This is a genomic window from Pseudomonas sp. B21-021 (genome assembly GCF_024749205.1).
In the GTDB taxonomy this organism is placed as follows: Bacteria; Pseudomonadota; Gammaproteobacteria; order Pseudomonadales; family Pseudomonadaceae; genus Aquipseudomonas; species Aquipseudomonas paraglycinae.
The window spans coordinates 1,888,495-1,903,442 of the sequence record NZ_CP087192.1 but is presented as its reverse complement, the minus strand read 5'-3'; the positions used below and the strand labels follow the sequence as shown (position 1 = coordinate 1,903,442).

Below are 14,948 nucleotides of genomic sequence, written 5' to 3'. Positions count from 1 at the left end.
GAAAAACCGGGTCAAACATGTGCGTTCCCTCGCGCAAAAATCAGGCGAGGGACTTTGCGGGGGATCAATCAGAAAAGAAGTCAGGCGAGTAGGCAGAGGATGTAGGAGAAGTCTGTAACTGTTTTTTATCGAACTGCAGACGCAAAAACGGGGCGGGAGGTGTCCCTCACGCCCCGTTCACGGAACAGATGATTTGCTTATTGAGAGGCGTCCCGGCCGGCCAACTCTTTCAACTTGAGCTCCGCCAACGGATGCCCGGCCTTCGCGGCCATGGTCCACCAGCGAGCGGCTTCCGAAGGATCTGGCGCTTTGCTCGGTGTACCTGCAAGACTGATGACACCGACTTGATACGCCGCCTTGCCATCCCCGGCCAGCGCCGCCAGTCGCAATAACCGCACACCTTCTTCACGTGCGCCCAAACCAACCCCGCGAAACGTCAGGATGTGCCCGTAAAAACTTTGCGCGCCGACATCGCCCAGATTGGCCATGCGCGCAAACTGCCCTTCGAGCCAGCGCCAGCCGCGGGGCTGACGGACAAACCACGACCAGTGAAACAGCCTACGGGCCAGCCAGTAACTTGCCCGCGCCTTGAGTCGTAAAAACACTCAGGCCTCCGCCGATTCCGGGTACTCGTACTCAAAGACCCGCACCACTTCCGAGGCATGCCAGGAGGCGGCGGCAACACCGTCGGACGGCCCGGAAAAGCGCCCTAGACGCTCGACACATTCAAAGAAACCGGTGCGTGGCAGGCGGCTTGCACCCTGGCTGATCACCAGCGAGCTGCGCAACGGTTGTTCGGCTTTCGCGTCCAGTGCTGCGAGATGCTCCAGTGCAGCGGTCAATGTCTGCATGGCCGGCGTGGGCAGTTGCAGGCGTTCAAGCAAGGCTCGATAAGTCAAAAGATGGCGCTGCCTGCGCGCCTGATCCAGCTCCCCCAGCAATCCGTCCCAATGTTGACGACTGATGCGTACGCTCACGATTGTTCCCTCCACCCTGGCACCGTCAACTCCCAGGCCAGGCTGCGGCGAATCGCGGCGTCGGGCAGACGCTCGCCACTTTCAATCATGGCCAGGTAAGACGGGCTGATGCCTACCGTGCGGGCCAGCGCCTCGATGGCGATGCCCTTCCCTTCGCGCAAACTGCGTAACTGATCCAGACCTGGAAGAATCGGGTCCGGGGTGGCCGCAAGCGGCGCTGGAGCCGGTTGCGACGGTGCTTCGTTAATGCCTGCTGCTTTCAGTAGAGCCTGATACTGAGCCCATGGCAGAACCGCATATTCGGGTTCGCCATCGCGTGCAATTATCTGAATATCCATGACTACCCCGTAGGACAACAACACTTAGCGAGTCGGCACTTTTCCCTAGAAGTGTAATCCTAACAGCGGCCAAGGTCGTGGGGGGTATCTATCTGTGTACGAGGCTGTCGCGATTCAGGACTTTTTCGGCCCCTGAAGCTGAAGTTGCTCGGGCGTATCGGGCAAACGCTCGACCACTCTGAGCTTTTCCGGCGCCTGGCGCTGGCGCCACAGGCGGAAGGCATTCAGTTCATCGTCGAGGGTTTTCATCAGCCAGGCGAGGACGGCGATGTCATCGAGCATGCCGAACATGGGAATGAAATCCGGGATCGCATCCACCGGACTGAGGAAGTACATCAGACCGGCCACCACCGAAACGATCGCCTTGGCGCTGATCGCACGGTACTCGCCGCGCCAGTACGCCAGACACAGTGCCTGCAACAGACGCAAATCGTCCTTCAGTTTGCCGAGGCGATTGCCTTGGGCGGCGCCTTTGCTGGCCACGGCGAACAACAAGGTCGGCAAGCGGCCTCGAGCCAGCAAGCGTCCGGCCAAAGGCAGGAATCGGGCGAAATTCCACGGCGCTTTCATTTATTTCTCCCGTTGAAATGTTATCCACACAAATTGTGGATAACCTTGTGAACAGAGCTGCATTTCAGCGCTGAGAGCCCCGTTTCATAAGGGCTGCGCTCAGATCGGGCGTTTTTTACTCACATAAAAAAACCCAATATTTCATTGACTTGGCGGCTCCGGGCGTCTAGCGCGGGCAACCTTAAAGTCTAGGACTGCCATGACCGGCATCGGTTCGGTCTGTTTACGCTGACCATCGTCCAGATGCAACAACGCCCCGCATAAGCGAGGCGTTGTTGTTGAGACCGGCGCAGATTACTTGGCGGCGGCGTCTTCTTTGGCTGGATCCTTGATGGCCAGCAGTTCCAGGTCGAAAACCAGAACCGAGTTGGCCGGGATTGCCGGGCTTGGCGATTGTGCGCCGTAAGCCAGATCGCTAGGGATGTACAGCTTGTACTTCTCGCCAACGTGCATCAGTTGCAGGCCTTCGACCCAACCCGGGATCACACCGCTGACCGGCAGATCGATCGGGCTGCCGCGCTCGACGGAGCTGTCGAATACGGTGCCGTTGGTCAGCTTGCCGGTGTAGTGAACGGTCACGACGTCGGTAGGCTTAGGCTGTGGGCCGTCGGCTTTCTTGACCACTTCGTACTGCAGACCGGAAGCGGTGGTGGTCACGCCAGCTTTCTTGCCGTTTTCTTCGAGGAATTTCTTGCCGGCGGCTGCCGACTCTTCGCTCATCTTGGCCATGCGCTCTTCGGCACGCTTTTGCAGCGCGGCGAAAGCTTCGACCAGTTCTTCATCTTTCAGCTTCTGTTCTTTCTTGCCGACGGCATCTTCGATGCCCTGGGCTACCGCTTTGGAGTCCAGATCATCCATGCCTTCCTGAGCAAGGCTCTTGCCCATGTTCAGGCCGATACCGTAGGAAGCTTTTTGCGCCGGGGTTTTCAGCTCTACGCTGGTCTGCGAATCACAACCCGCGAGTACCAGGCTAACCAGGGCAACCGCCGCCGCCAACCGATGCTGTTTCATGCTATTTCCTTGTTCATGCGCCGAAAGGGCAATCGAGTAAAGCCGCGAGCTTATCAGGCCGCCACGACCAATGGCTACCGGCATGAGAGCAGGAATCTTCCGATAAGTTCAGGGATTAAAAAGCATTTGGCGAAAGGCACGATGAAGCTTCTGTCATCTTTCGCCGACAGCGATTGATGCCGCTTCCCACAACACTTGGCGTAATGGCCACTTGCCGCACAGGACTCGGCTCAGGCATAACAGCGCAACAACTCGACAAGGATGTTCATCTTGCGCCTCTTATACCGTGTGCTGACGCTGATCGTGGTGCTGCTGGGACTGGTTCTGGCGGTGGTTCTTTACTATGTCGCCAATCCGAGATTGCCCTTCCCCGCACCCGCAAAACAGGTGCATTACCTGAACCAGTGGACTGAGCAAGAGCGCCAGATCTACTACTTCACTCCGCAGGGGACGCAGGTCAAAGGCCTTCGTTACGAATGGTTTCAGGCGCTGGAGCTGCCGTTCTCGCAGCAACGTTTTGCCTCCCCGGAATACCTCGCGCGCTTCGGATTTCTGATCGATCCGCAACAGAAAGCCACGCCGGACAACCCGGGCAATCTGCCGGTAGGTTTCGCCCGGCATCAGAATCCCGGCAGCTCCGAGCAATATCTCGACATCACTTGCGCGGCCTGCCACACCGGTGAACTGCACTTCAATGGCCAGGCAATACGCATCGACGGTGGCTCGGCCCAGCATGTGTTGCCTTCCAGCGTTCCTACATTGCGCGGTGGCAGTTTCGGACAGGCATTGGTCGCCAGTCTCACCTCGACTTACTACAACCCGTGGAAATTCGAGCGCTTCGCTCGCCAGGTGCTGGGCAACGACTATGACGCCCGCCACGAACAACTGCGCAAAGACTTCAAACGCTCATTGAACACCTTCATCAAAGTGGCCTGGAACGACACCCATCGTGGCCTCTACCCCACCGAAGAAGGCCCCGGCCGCACCGATGCGTTCGGGCGTATCGCCAACGCGACCTTCGGCGATGCGATCTCCCCGAGCAATTACCGCGTGGCCAACGCCCCGGTGGATTACCCGCAACTGTGGGACATGTGGACCTTTGACTGGGTGCAGTGGAACGGTTCGGCGCAACAACCGATGGCGCGCAATATCGGCGAGGCGCTGGGCGTCGGTGCCACCCTGAATTTTTTCGACGCCAACGGCCAGCCGCTGCAGGGCGATGAGCGCTATGCCTCCAGCGTACGTGTGCGTGATCTGCACAAGATCGAAGAAACCCTGCAAAGACTGCGACCACCGGCCTGGCCTGAAGAGGTGCTCGGCGTCGTCGACAAACCCTTGGCAGCCAAGGGGCGAGCCCTGTTCGCCGAGAATTGCGCCGGATGCCACGTCCCGCGTCAGACCCAGGAAGGCGAGCGCCGGGTGCAACATCTGCACATGCTCCCGGTGGACGTCATCGGCACCGACCCGAACGCCGCCAACAACATTGCCAATCACCGTTTCGACCTGACCGCCCTGCAATGGAACCCGGCGGAACTCGAACAGATGGACGTGAAGTTGCACCCCAAACCCAAGGAACCGCTGGACCTCAGCCAGCTGTCAGTGGCCAAGGGACTGGCTTACGTCACCGCCTTCGTGGAAAACCGTGCGTACCGTGAAGCGGGCGTCACCGCTGCCGAGAAACCACAGCTCGACGGCTTCGGTCTGCCGATTGGCGTTCGCGAAAAAGTCGCCTACAAGGCGCGTCCGCTTGCCGGCGTATGGGCCACGGCCCCGTTCCTGCACAACGGCTCGGTGCCGAGCCTTTATCAGTTGCTGTCGCCTCAGGACGAGCGCGCCACCACCTTCTATAAAGGCACCTTCGAATACGACCCGCGCCATCTGGGCTACCGCACCGAAGCCTTCACCAACGGTTTCCTGTTCGACACCCGCATCACCGGCAACCACAACAGCGGCCACGAATTCCGCGCCGGCGAGCGCGGCAACGGCGTCATTGGCCGACTGCTGCAGCCAGAAGAGCGCTGGGCGCTGCTGGAATACCTGAAAGTGCTGGGCGGCCCGCTGGAGGCGCAACTGCCATGATCTTCAATTCCTTCAAAAGACCTTCGATGCTGGCGCGTTTCTGGCTCTGGCTGGGACGGTTACTGGGCAAAACCCTGCTGATCCTGCTGGTGATCGGTCTGATCGGCTGGGCCCTGACCACCGCGTGGTTCGCCTGGCAGCACCGTGGCCCGGTGTCGGTACTGGAACAGATACCAGATGGCGAAGCCGCCATGACCCAGGACGTGATTCAGACCGCGGTGCGCATCATCGATCAGCACCGCGAAAGCACCCGCTACCTGCGCGATGCCCATGCCAAGGCCCATGGCTGCGTGAAGGCCGACGTGCAGGTGTTGCCGGATCTGGCTCAGGAATTGCGCCAGGGCGTCTTCAGCGAACCGGGCAAGCTCTGGAAAGCGACGATGCGCCTGTCCAACGGCAACGCCTATCCGCAATTCGACAGCATCCGAGATGCCCGAGGCATGGCGCTCAAATTGCTCGATGTGCCGGGCAAGCAGTTGCTGGGTGATCGTCAGGGGCTGCACGAGCAGGATTTCGTGATGTTCAGTCACCCGAACTTCTTTGTCAGCGATGTCGCCGAGTATCGTCAGAATGTGGCGGCGCAGGCTGACGGCAAGAAGGTCATGGCGTTTTTTCCGGGGTGGGATCCGCGCAGCTGGCAGATCCGGCATCTGTTCATTGCACTGGCGACCCTATCGCCACCGCCAGAAAGCCCGACCCGCACGACATACTTCTCGGTATCGCCCTACAAGTTCGGCAAGGCCAATGCCAAGTTCCGGGTAATGCCGGATCCGGAGCGCTGCCCCGCTTACACCTTGCCGAAACAGAACCAGGATCTGCCGAACTTCCTGCGCAGCGCGCTGAATCAACAGCTGTCGACTGACCGGATTCCGGCGTGTTTCGTGTTGCAGATCCAGCGACAGGACGCGAACAAGTACATGCCGATTGAAGACACCAGCATCGAATGGCGCGAACAGGACAGCCCATTCCAGACAGTGGCGAGGATCACCCTGCCCCCGCAGGACTTCGACACCCCGGCGCTGAACCTGCAATGCGACAACCTGTCGTTCAATCCCTGGTTCGGCATCGACGCTCATCGCCCGATTGGCGGGATCAACCGCTTGCGCAAAGCGGTGTATGAAGCGGTCAGCGATTACCGCCACAGTCGCAACTCGGCGCAATAGCAGCGCCAGAAACGAAAAAAGCGACCGTTAAAGGTCGCTTTCTCATGTTCAGGCCCGGCAAAAGCCAAATCCCGGACAGCAAAAAGCCCGCACCAGGCGGGCTTTCTGTGGTGATCTGGCGTTCAGTGTTCCAGATTACCGAATATGGCGCAGCGGACGGGACTCGAACCCGCGACCCCCGGCGTGACAGGCCGGTATTCTAACCGACTGAACTACCGCTGCGCGAAACGCTTGAAACGAATGGTGGGTGATGACGGGATCGAACCGCCGACATTCTGCTTGTAAGGCAGACGCTCTCCCAGCTGAGCTAATCACCCTTCGCTTCGTTACGGGGCGCATTATGCCACAGATTTTCGTAATGTGTTGATTTAATTGAAGTTTTTTTCAAATAAATCCGAAAACCGGTGAAACGACACATCCCGCATGTACAACTCGAGGCAGAAAAAAACCCGCCTTGGCGGGTTTTTCCGTGGTGACCTGGCGTTCAGTGGTCCAGGTTACCGAATATGGCGCAGCGGACGGGACTCGAACCCGCGACCCCCGGCGTGACAGGCCGGTATTCTAACCGACTGAACTACCGCTGCGCTAAACACTTGAAACGAATGGTGGGTGATGACGGGATCGAACCGCCGACATTCTGCTTGTAAGGCAGACGCTCTCCCAGCTGAGCTAATCACCCTTCGCTTCGGTGTGGCGCGCATTCTACGGAGCGACCCAACCTCTGGCAAGCACTTTTTTAATTAATTTTCTTAGCCCTTCCAAAGGCTTAGAGAAGGGTTGGCCTATGACCCGGCGAAGACAATAATGCCCCCCTTTGTATAAAGGAGAGACTCACCCCATGTGGTTCAAAAACCTGCTTATCTATCGCCTGACCCAAGACCTGCCTGTCGATGCCGAGGCGCTGGAAACTGCACTGGCCACCAAACTGGCGCGTCCATGTGCAAGCCAGGAGTTGACCACCTACGGTTTCGTCGCGCCGTTCGGCAAAGGCGAAGATGCTCCACTGGTGCACGTCAGCGGTGACTTCCTGCTGATCTCCGCCCGTAAAGAAGAACGCATCCTGCCGGGCAGCGTCGTGCGCGACGCGGTCAAGGAAAAGGTCGAAGAGATCGAAGCCGAGCAGATGCGCAAGGTCTATAAGAAGGAACGCGATCAGATCAAGGATGAAATCATCCAGGCTTTCCTGCCGCGCGCCTTTATTCGCCGCTCGTCGACCTTCGCCGCCATCGCGCCGAAACAGGGTCTGATCCTGGTCAACTCGGCCAGCCCGAAACGCGCCGAAGACCTGCTCTCCACCCTGCGTGAAGTGATCGGCACCCTGCCGGTTCGTCCGCTGACCGTGAAAACCGCGCCGACTGCCGTGATGACCGAATGGGTCACCACCCAGCAAGCCGCCCCGGACTTCTTCGTGCTGGACGAGTGCGAGCTGCGCGACACCCACGAAGATGGCGGCATCGTGCGTTGCAAGCGTCAGGACCTGACCAGCGAAGAAATCCAGCTGCACCTGAGCACCGGCAAGGTGGTGACTCAACTGTCGCTGGCCTGGCAGGACAAACTGTCGTTCATGCTCGACGACAAGATGACCGTCAAGCGCCTGAAATTCGAAGATCTGCTGCAGGATCAGGCGGAACAGGACGGCGGCGACGAAGCCCTCGGCCAACTGGACGCCAGCTTCACCCTGATGATGCTGACGTTCGGCGACTTCCTGCCGGCGCTGGTTGAAGCACTGGGCGGCGAAGAGACTCCGCAGGGTATCTAAGCCTCTGCGCAGTCTTTGGGTTATCTTCAAACGCCACCGCTTCGGTGGCGTTTTCACATAATAAGGAACAGGCCATGCGCGCACTGGCTGCACTGAGTCGTTTTGTCGGCAACACCTTCGCTTACTGGGTTCTGATTTTCGCGGTGATCGCGTTCCTGCAACCGGCCTGGTTCCTCGGCCTCAAAGGCGCGATCGTGCCGCTGCTCGGGCTGGTGATGTTCGGCATGGGCCTGACCCTCAAACTCGACGACTTCGCGGCCGTCGCCCGCCATCCGTGGCGTGTGGCCCTGGGTGTGGTCGCGCATTTCGTGATCATGCCGGGAATGGCGTGGTTGCTTTGCCAGATCTTTCATCTGCCGCCGGAAATCGCCGTCGGCGTGATTCTGGTCGGTTGCTGCCCGAGCGGCACCTCATCGAACGTCATGACCTGGCTGGCCCGTGGCGACCTGGCGCTGTCGGTGGCCATCGCCGCCGTCACCACCCTCCTCGCCCCGCTGCTGACCCCCGCGCTGATCTGGCTGTTGGCTTCGGCGTGGTTGCCGGTTTCGTTCATGGAGTTGTTCTGGTCGATCCTGCAAGTGGTGCTGCTGCCGATCATCCTCGGCGTGGTCGCGCAACGTGTGCTCGGTGACAAGGTCCGCCACGCGGTGGAAGTGTTGCCGCTGGTGTCGGTGGTCAGCATCGTGATCATCGTTGCCGCCGTGGTTGCCGCCAGCCAGGCGAAAATCGCCGAATCCGGCCTGCTGATCATGGCCGTGGTGATGCTGCACAACAGCTTCGGTTATCTGCTGGGTTATTTCACCGGACGCCTGTTCGGCCTGCCGCTGCCGCAACGCAAATCCCTGGCGCTGGAAGTCGGCATGCAGAACTCGGGGTTGGGGGCTGCGCTGGCCAGTGCGCACTTCTCGCCGCTGGCGGCGGTGCCGAGCGCGTTGTTCAGTGTGTGGCACAACATTTCCGGGGCGCTGCTTTCGACGTACTTCCGGCGGATGAGCGAAAAAGAAGACCGTGAAACGTTGGCGCAACAGGCGGCCGACTGATCCCGGATCAAGGCGCGGCGCACAATTTTAGGTAGTATGTGCGCCACGCGGGGACGACCCTGCGGCTCAATCGAGTTTTCAATCTGGGGACGGCCCCGTCAATCGATGGAGGTCTTTCATGTCCTGGATCATTCTGTTTTTCGCCGGCCTGTTCGAAGTCGGCTGGGCCGTCGGCCTGAAGTACACCGACGGTTTCACCCGTCCGCTTCCGACCGTTCTCACCGTTGCCGCCATGGCGGTCAGCCTTGGCCTGCTGGGCCTTGCGATGAAGGAATTGCCGCTTGGCACGGCTTACGCGATCTGGACTGGCGTCGGCGCCGTGGGCACGGTGATTGCCGGGATCATCCTGTTTGGCGAATCGATGGCGTTGATTCGCCTGGCCAGTGTGGCGTTGATCGTCACCGGATTGATCGGGCTCAAGGTCAGCGCCTGAGCCGTTGCCGCCATCCGTCAGGGATGGCGGCTTTCCAACCAACTACCTGACAGTCCCGCGCAACTCCCCGACCAACGCCTGCAACTCCGCAGGCTTCGCCGCTTCAACGGCGACCGGCGAACCCGCCACAAGCGTCACCCGCGACCACAACCGGTGAAAGAAACCTTTATCGGGATCGCGACTGAAGAAACTCCCCCACAACCCCTGCAACGCCAGCGGAATCACCGGTACTGGCGTCTCCTCGAGAATCCGCGTCAGCCCGCCCTTGAACTCGTTGATCTCGCCATCGGCGGTCAACTTGCCTTCCGGGAAGATGCACACCAACTCACCGTCCTTCAGATACTGGGCAATCCGGGTGAAGGCCTTTTCGTAGATCTGAATGTCTTCCTGGCGTCCGGCGATAGGAATCGTCCCCGCTGTGCGGAAGATAAAGTTCAGCACTGGCAGGTTGTAGATCTTGTAGTACATGACAAAGCGAATCGGCCTACGCACCGCGCCGCCGATCAGCAAGGCATCGACGAACGACACGTGGTTGCACACCAGCAACGCCGCGCCCTCATCGGGAATCGCCTCAAGGTTGCGATGCTCGACGCGGTACATGGAATGGCTGAGCAGCCAGATCATGAAACGCATGCTGAACTCGGGGACGATCTTGAAGATGTAGGCGTTGACGCCGATGTTCAGCAGCGACACCACCAGGAACAACTGCGGAATCGACAGCTTGACCACGCTCAACAACACGATGGTGACAATCGCCGAAATCACCATGAACAGCGCGTTGAGAATGTTGTTGGCGGCAATCACCCGCGCCCGCTCGTTTTCGGCGGTGCGCGACTGGATCAGCGCGTACAGCGGCACGATGTAGAAACCGCCGAAGATCCCGAGGCCCAGCACATCAAGCAACACCGCCCAGGCATGGCCGAAACTCAGTACTTCGGTCCAGCTATGGCCAACAGCGCTTTCTGGAATTCCACCGGAGTGCCACCACAGCAAAAGCCCGAAAACGGTCAGGCCGAACGAGCCAAACGGCACCAGGCCGATCTCGACTTTGCGTCCGGATAGCTTTTCGCACAGCATCGAACCCAGCGCGATACCGACCGAAAACACGGTAAGAATCAGGGTGACCACGGTTTCGTCGCCGTGCATCCATTCTTTGGCGTAAGCCGGGATCTGCGTCAGATAAATCGCCCCGACGAACCAGAACCACGAGTTGCCGACAATCGAACGCGACACCGCAGGCGTCTGCCCCAGGCCGAGTTTCAAGGTCGCCCACGACTGACTGAAGATGTTCCAGTTCAGGCGCATTTCAGGGGTCGCCGCTGCGGCGCGGGGAATGCTGCGACTGGCCAGATAACCCAGCACGGCGATGCCGACTATCGCGGCGGACACCACCGGCGCGTAATTGGCCGACGACATCATCACCCCGGCGCCGATGGTCCCGGCCAGGATCGCCAGGAACGTGCCCATTTCCACCAGCCCGTTACCGCCGACCAATTCGTCTTCGCGCAATGCCTGCGGCAGGATCGAATATTTCACCGGCCCGAACAGCGCCGAGTGCGTGCCCATGGCGAACAGCGCCACCAGCATCAGCGACAGGTGATCGAACAGGAAGCCGACGGATCCCACGGCCATGATGGCGATTTCTGCCAGCTTGATCAGACGGATCAACGCGTCCTTGGCGAATTTTTCCCCGAACTGTCCGGCCAATGCCGAAAACAGGAAGAACGGAAGGATAAACAGCAGCGCACACAGGTTGACCCAGATGGAGCGGTCACCTTCGATGGTCAGCCGATAGAGAATGGCGAGGATCAGCGACTGCTTGAACACGTTGTCGTTGAACGCGCCCAGCGACTGGGTGATGAAGAACGGCAGGAAGCGCCGGGTGCGCAGCAGGTTGAACTGTGAGGGGTGACTCATCTTCCGTGTGACCCTGTTGTTTTTGGAAAGAGAAGGTAGCGAGTGGCCTGGCTACGCTTATAAGAATCTCGAACCGCGATCCAGGCCACACATTACCTAATCTTTGCAGGTTATTTCTTCAAACCTGCAATGCACGGTGAAACAAACAGCTCGCCGCGCCACGCACCTTGCAGCGTGCGCTTGCCGACGATCAGCCACATCACCGCCAGCAACGTCACCAGTACACAACCGGCCACACTGAAGAACGTCAGGTGCAACGTGCTGCCCAGTTTCAGGGTTGCCAGCGAATACACGCCCAGCGGGAAGGTAAATCCCCACCAGCCGAGGTTGAACGGGATGCCGTCACGCAAGTAGCGCAAAGTGATCAGCAGCGCCATCAACATCCACCACAGACCGAAACCCCACAGCGTGATCCCGGCGACCAGCCCCAGCCCCGAAGCCATCTCGCCGATGCCTGGCAAGCCGTTGGCCGCGAAGATCGCCGGGGCATCGCCGCCCAGCAGCAACATGCCCAAGGCTCCGGTCCCGATCGGGCCGAGAGCCAGCCAGCTCGACGCCGCCATGTTTTCGTGGGGCAGTTTGTGCAAGGCCATGCGCAACAACAGGATGGTCAGGATGCTGAACGCCACCGGCAGGGAAAAGGCCCACAGCACATAGCTGGTCACCAGCACCACCAGTTGCGAGTGCGCATCGGCGAGATGCGGCGCCAGCAGTCCACCGCTGGCCGCCGCCACTTCCGCGGCCACCACCGGCAGCAGCCAGACGGCGGTCATCTGATCGATGCTGTGTTCCTGACGGGTAAACATCATGTAGGGAATCAACACACCGCAGGCCAGCGACATCGCCACGTCCAACCACCACAACACCTCGGCCAGCTGAATCACCCCGTCGCCCCAGCGCGGCAGACCGAACAGCAGAAAGCCGTTGATGATGGTCGCCAGACCCATGGGAATGGTGCCGAAGAACATCGAAACCGTGGAGTGGCCGAAGATCCGCCGCGCTTCGTCGAAGAACAGAATCCAGCGCGCGGCGTAGGCAGCGGTAAACAGCACGAACAACAGAATGTTGAACAACCACAGCCCTTCGGCCACGGCGTGCAGGCCGGGAATGGACACCGGCAATTGCGCCAGCGCCAACGCCAGCACGCCGGTGCCCATGGTCGCGGCGAACCAGTTCGGGGTGAATTGGCGAATCACTTCACGCGGGTGCTGAAGCTGACTGAATGGCTTGATGCCGGGTTTGGCGCTGTTGGGGCAAATCATCATGAACTCCTGTCCTCAGGTGAGGTTGAGCTCATGGTAGAACCGAATCGAATATCTATATAACGGGTAATATCTCTAACTGTTATCTGTTTTGCAGATATGCAGTCAAACACTGCCTTCGGTTTCGATCACCAGAATCCGCGCCGCGCCCTGAGGATGAGCGACGTGTTCAGTGCCGATGGACGCGTAGAAGATGTCACCGACATCGAGCAAGGCTTGTTTCTCCTCGCCCTCTTCGCGGTAGTGCATGAGCACCTGACCGTCGAGCACCACAAACACTTCTTCACCATCATTGACGTGCCATTTGTACGGCTGATCAGTCCAGTGCAGGCGCGTGGTGATGCCGTTCATGTTGGCGATGTCGAGCGCGCCCCAGGCGCGCTCGGCGGTGAAGGTCTTGCTGCGGATAATCTTCATGCGTTGATCCGTGAGAAGAATGGCCTGGCCAAGGCTAACCGAATCCAGAGTTGTTATGGAGCGCTGCAGGTCTTGGTCGCTTGCGCCCGGAAACTCATCAGCAGCGCACCAACCGCCAGCACGATCAGCACCGCACCATATACATCGGTGGTGGCCAGCAGGCCCACGCTGTGGGTGAAGTGCCCGGCCAGCAACGCCGGCAGGCAGAACGCCAGGTAACTCAGCACATAAAACGCCGACATCAAACCAGCCCGCTCATGAGGCAATGCCAGCGGCACCAGGCTGCGCACCGCACCGAGAAAACCCGAGCCAAAGCCACAACCGGCCACTAGCGTGCCAAAGAAGAACAGCGACAGACTGGCGCTGTGCACGCCCAACAGAATCAGCACAATGCCGGCCGGCAACAGACTCGCCCCGAGTTGCAGCGCCCGGGAGGCAGGACGATTGCGCAACGTGAAGATCATCAACGCACCGGTCACGGTCAGTGCCGCCACGGTCGCGCCGCCAATCAGGTTGGAGGTGGAGCCGGTGGCCGTGCGCACCAGCGACGGTGCCAGCGAGGCATAAAAACCGCCGAGCGCCCAGGTCGCGGTGTTCAACGGCAACACTCGCCACAGCGTCGAACGCGCCTGAACCGGCACATGCAGGGTCGGCCGCAACGAGGCCCACGCCCCGGCCTGCGGCGAAACGCTTTCCGGCAGGCGCCAGACATAAATGCCCTGCAACACAAACAGCGCGAGCAGCAACCAATAGGTCAACTGCAACGGCGCCGGAGCGAACTCGGCCAGCAAGCCGCAACCCATGCCGCCCAACGCCATGCCCAGCAAAGGCGCAACGCTATTGATCAACGGCCCCTGCTGGCGATCAGTGTCCAGCAGCGTCGCGCTCAACACGGCGGTGGCCATGCCGGTGGCGAAACCTTGCAGCACTCGCGCGCCGATCAACCAGCCCACGCTGTCGGCGTAGATAAACAGCAGCATCGCCAGCGCATTGAGCGTCACGGCGGCGAAGATCACCGGTTTGCGTCCCAGGTGATCCGACAGCGAACCGACCGTCAGCAACGCGGCCAGAAGACTGAGGGCGTAGACGCCGAAAATCAGGGTCAGTACCGCTGCCGAAAAATACAGCTGATCCTGATACAGGTGGTACAACGGCGTCGGCGCAGTGGAAGCGGCAAGAAAACTCAGTAAGGTAATCGCCAGAAACCACAGGCTGGAACGGTGGGAAGCAAGGCTGGTCATGGGCACACTCCGCAAAAGCTAATTTTTTGCTTTTGCGGAGTGTGCTCTTGGCTTGCGCTTAAAGCAAATTCTTTGTGTTAAGGTCTGCCGCATGGCTATTAAAGAAGGTTTACGCCCCGGCGGTCGCAGTGCCCGGGTGCAGGAGTCGATTCACTCGGCGGTCCGCGCTCTTCTGCAAGAACAGGAGCGCTCGACGGTGACCGTCCCGCAGATCGCGGCGCGCGCCGGGGTGACGCCGTCGACGATTTATCGGCGCTGGGGAGATCTGGCGGCCTTGCTCGCGGACGTCGCCCTCGCCCGCATGCGCCCCGACAGCGAGCCGGCTGAAACCGGCAGCCTGCGCAGCGATATCCGCGCGTGGGCGGAACAATATCTCGACGAAATGAGCTCGGAACCCGGTCGCAATATGATGCGCGACGTGCAGGCGAGTGCGACGCCGGGCTATTGCGTGACGATCATCGGCGCGCAATTGCAGACCATCATCGAGCGCCACCCCGAGGAGCCGGCGCCGAGCGTGGATCGGCTGATCAATCTGGTGGTGTCCCCGGTGGTGTTCCGCATTCTGTTTTCGGCAGCGCCGCTGGAAGTCGAAGAACTGCACCGGCTGATCGACATCGCGCTCAAACCGGACTGACCACAGAACTGCCCGGTTCTGTTCCTGCGACACCCCGCCGCGCCACGACCTTGGTCGACACTGACTAACCGCCGCGCCCGTGCGAGACTGTCTGACCGGGCGCGAGT

15 protein-coding genes and 4 tRNA genes are annotated in these 14,948 nt (G+C 60.1%); 6 read left to right on the top strand and 13 right to left on the bottom strand.

Translation table 11 applies throughout. From position 1 onward, the window contains the following. Positions 1-197 precede the first annotated feature (197 nt). From LOY31_RS08605 to LOY31_RS08585, 5 genes are all read right to left on the bottom strand, one after another. Entirely contained in the window at positions 198-605 is a 408-nt protein-coding gene (locus tag LOY31_RS08605; protein WP_085608825.1) for an SEL1-like repeat protein, read from the bottom strand. Beyond that, complete coding sequence (locus LOY31_RS08600) at positions 606-977, bottom strand: hypothetical protein (RefSeq protein WP_003223109.1); 372 nt, start codon at positions 975-977, stop codon at positions 606-608. After that, positions 974-1,315, bottom strand: a complete 342-nt coding sequence (locus LOY31_RS08595; protein ID WP_007950435.1) for a helix-turn-helix transcriptional regulator — start codon at positions 1,313-1,315, stop codon at positions 974-976. Before LOY31_RS08595 ends, LOY31_RS08600 begins: the two co-directional genes overlap by 4 nt. A gap of 114 nt (positions 1,316-1,429) precedes the next feature. Next, entirely contained in the window at positions 1,430-1,885 is a 456-nt protein-coding gene (locus LOY31_RS08590) for a YkvA family protein (protein WP_007950434.1), read from the bottom strand. A gap of 294 nt (positions 1,886-2,179) precedes the next feature. Next, positions 2,180-2,896 carry an FKBP-type peptidyl-prolyl cis-trans isomerase gene (locus LOY31_RS08585; RefSeq protein WP_007950433.1) on the bottom strand — a complete coding sequence of 239 codons (717 nt, stop codon included), beginning with the start codon at positions 2,894-2,896 and terminating at the stop codon, positions 2,180-2,182. A 270-nt stretch (positions 2,897-3,166) separates the two neighbouring features. Here LOY31_RS08585 and LOY31_RS08580 point away from each other — a divergent pair, with 270 nt between their 5' ends. Together LOY31_RS08580 and LOY31_RS08575 are read left to right on the top strand one after the other, a co-directional pair. Then, complete coding sequence (locus LOY31_RS08580; protein WP_221534165.1) at positions 3,167-4,975, top strand: di-heme-cytochrome C peroxidase; 1,809 nt, start codon at positions 3,167-3,169, stop codon at positions 4,973-4,975. A 26-nt stretch (positions 4,976-5,001) separates the two neighbouring features. Continuing rightward, complete coding sequence (locus tag LOY31_RS08575) at positions 5,002-6,138, top strand: catalase family protein (protein ID WP_221534232.1); 1,137 nt, start codon at positions 5,002-5,004, stop codon at positions 6,136-6,138. A gap of 145 nt (positions 6,139-6,283) precedes the next feature. Here the strand turns inward: LOY31_RS08575 and LOY31_RS08570 are convergent. The 4 genes from LOY31_RS08570 to LOY31_RS08555 form a co-directional block, all read right to left on the bottom strand. Further along, a tRNA-Asp gene (locus tag LOY31_RS08570) sits at positions 6,284-6,360 on the bottom strand. A gap of 19 nt (positions 6,361-6,379) precedes the next feature. After that, positions 6,380-6,455 (bottom strand) — tRNA-Val (locus LOY31_RS08565). Positions 6,456-6,645: 190 nt separating this feature from the next. Then, positions 6,646-6,722 (bottom strand) — tRNA-Asp (locus LOY31_RS08560). A gap of 19 nt (positions 6,723-6,741) precedes the next feature. Beyond that, positions 6,742-6,817, bottom strand: a tRNA-Val gene (locus tag LOY31_RS08555). Between the two features lie 159 nt (positions 6,818-6,976). Here LOY31_RS08555 and rdgC point away from each other — a divergent pair. The 3 genes from rdgC (at position 6,977) to sugE (ending at position 9,370) form a co-directional block, all read left to right on the top strand. Beyond that, positions 6,977-7,897 carry a recombination-associated protein RdgC gene (rdgC, locus tag LOY31_RS08550; protein WP_007950430.1) on the top strand — a complete coding sequence of 307 codons (921 nt, stop codon included), beginning with the start codon at positions 6,977-6,979 and terminating at the stop codon, positions 7,895-7,897. Between the two features lie 74 nt (positions 7,898-7,971). Beyond that, positions 7,972-8,937, top strand: a complete 966-nt coding sequence (locus LOY31_RS08545; RefSeq protein WP_085608827.1) for a bile acid:sodium symporter family protein — start codon at positions 7,972-7,974, stop codon at positions 8,935-8,937. Positions 8,938-9,055: 118 nt separating this feature from the next. Then, positions 9,056-9,370, top strand: a complete 315-nt coding sequence (gene sugE / locus LOY31_RS08540; protein WP_039769847.1) for a quaternary ammonium compound efflux SMR transporter SugE — start codon at positions 9,056-9,058, stop codon at positions 9,368-9,370. 42 nt (positions 9,371-9,412) lie between these two features. On the opposite strand, the gene LOY31_RS08535 is transcribed toward sugE, so the two are convergent. The 4 genes from LOY31_RS08535 to LOY31_RS08520 all read right to left on the bottom strand — a co-directional run bounded on the left by LOY31_RS08535 (position 9,413) and on the right by LOY31_RS08520 (position 14,207). Further along, positions 9,413-11,287 carry an MFS transporter gene (locus tag LOY31_RS08535; RefSeq protein ID WP_258713111.1) on the bottom strand — a complete coding sequence of 625 codons (1,875 nt, stop codon included), beginning with the start codon at positions 11,285-11,287 and terminating at the stop codon, positions 9,413-9,415. Positions 11,288-11,397: 110 nt separating this feature from the next. After that, complete coding sequence (locus LOY31_RS08530) at positions 11,398-12,549, bottom strand: TDT family transporter (RefSeq protein WP_085608829.1); 1,152 nt, start codon at positions 12,547-12,549, stop codon at positions 11,398-11,400. A gap of 105 nt (positions 12,550-12,654) precedes the next feature. Beyond that, complete coding sequence (locus LOY31_RS08525) at positions 12,655-12,966, bottom strand: cupin (protein WP_127797353.1); 312 nt, start codon at positions 12,964-12,966, stop codon at positions 12,655-12,657. A gap of 53 nt (positions 12,967-13,019) precedes the next feature. After that, complete coding sequence (locus tag LOY31_RS08520) at positions 13,020-14,207, bottom strand: MFS transporter (protein WP_258713110.1); 1,188 nt, start codon at positions 14,205-14,207, stop codon at positions 13,020-13,022. A 91-nt stretch (positions 14,208-14,298) separates the two neighbouring features. Here LOY31_RS08520 and LOY31_RS08515 point away from each other — a divergent pair, with 91 nt between their 5' ends. Continuing rightward, positions 14,299-14,841 (top strand): TetR/AcrR family transcriptional regulator, encoded by a 543-nt coding sequence (locus tag LOY31_RS08515; protein ID WP_134825943.1) that lies wholly within the window; start codon positions 14,299-14,301, stop codon positions 14,839-14,841. The last annotated feature ends 107 nt before the right edge of the window (positions 14,842-14,948 follow it).

What these genes read in the sequence shown, in the direction of transcription:
- LOY31_RS08595 (WP_007950435.1), bottom strand. Translation starts at nt 1,315, where the DNA reads ATGGATATTCAGATAATTGCACGCGATGGCGAACCCGAATATGCGGTT.
- LOY31_RS08590 (WP_007950434.1), bottom strand. Translation starts at nt 1,885, where the DNA reads ATGAAAGCGCCGTGGAATTTCGCCCGATTCCTGCCTTTGGCCGGACGC.
- LOY31_RS08585 (WP_007950433.1), bottom strand. Translation starts at nt 2,896, where the DNA reads ATGAAACAGCATCGGTTGGCGGCGGCGGTTGCCCTGGTTAGCCTGGTA.
- LOY31_RS08575 (WP_221534232.1), top strand. Translation starts at nt 5,002, where the DNA reads ATGCTGGCGCGTTTCTGGCTCTGGCTGGGACGGTTACTGGGCAAAACC.
- rdgC (WP_007950430.1), top strand. Translation starts at nt 6,977, where the DNA reads ATGTGGTTCAAAAACCTGCTTATCTATCGCCTGACCCAAGACCTGCCT.
- LOY31_RS08545 (WP_085608827.1), top strand. Translation starts at nt 7,972, where the DNA reads ATGCGCGCACTGGCTGCACTGAGTCGTTTTGTCGGCAACACCTTCGCT.
- sugE (WP_039769847.1), top strand. Translation starts at nt 9,056, where the DNA reads ATGTCCTGGATCATTCTGTTTTTCGCCGGCCTGTTCGAAGTCGGCTGG.
- LOY31_RS08535 (WP_258713111.1), bottom strand. Translation starts at nt 11,287, where the DNA reads ATGAGTCACCCCTCACAGTTCAACCTGCTGCGCACCCGGCGCTTCCTG.
- LOY31_RS08530 (WP_085608829.1), bottom strand. Translation starts at nt 12,549, where the DNA reads ATGATTTGCCCCAACAGCGCCAAACCCGGCATCAAGCCATTCAGTCAG.
- LOY31_RS08525 (WP_127797353.1), bottom strand. Translation starts at nt 12,966, where the DNA reads ATGAAGATTATCCGCAGCAAGACCTTCACCGCCGAGCGCGCCTGGGGC.
- LOY31_RS08520 (WP_258713110.1), bottom strand. Translation starts at nt 14,207, where the DNA reads ATGACCAGCCTTGCTTCCCACCGTTCCAGCCTGTGGTTTCTGGCGATT.
- LOY31_RS08515 (WP_134825943.1), top strand. Translation starts at nt 14,299, where the DNA reads ATGGCTATTAAAGAAGGTTTACGCCCCGGCGGTCGCAGTGCCCGGGTG.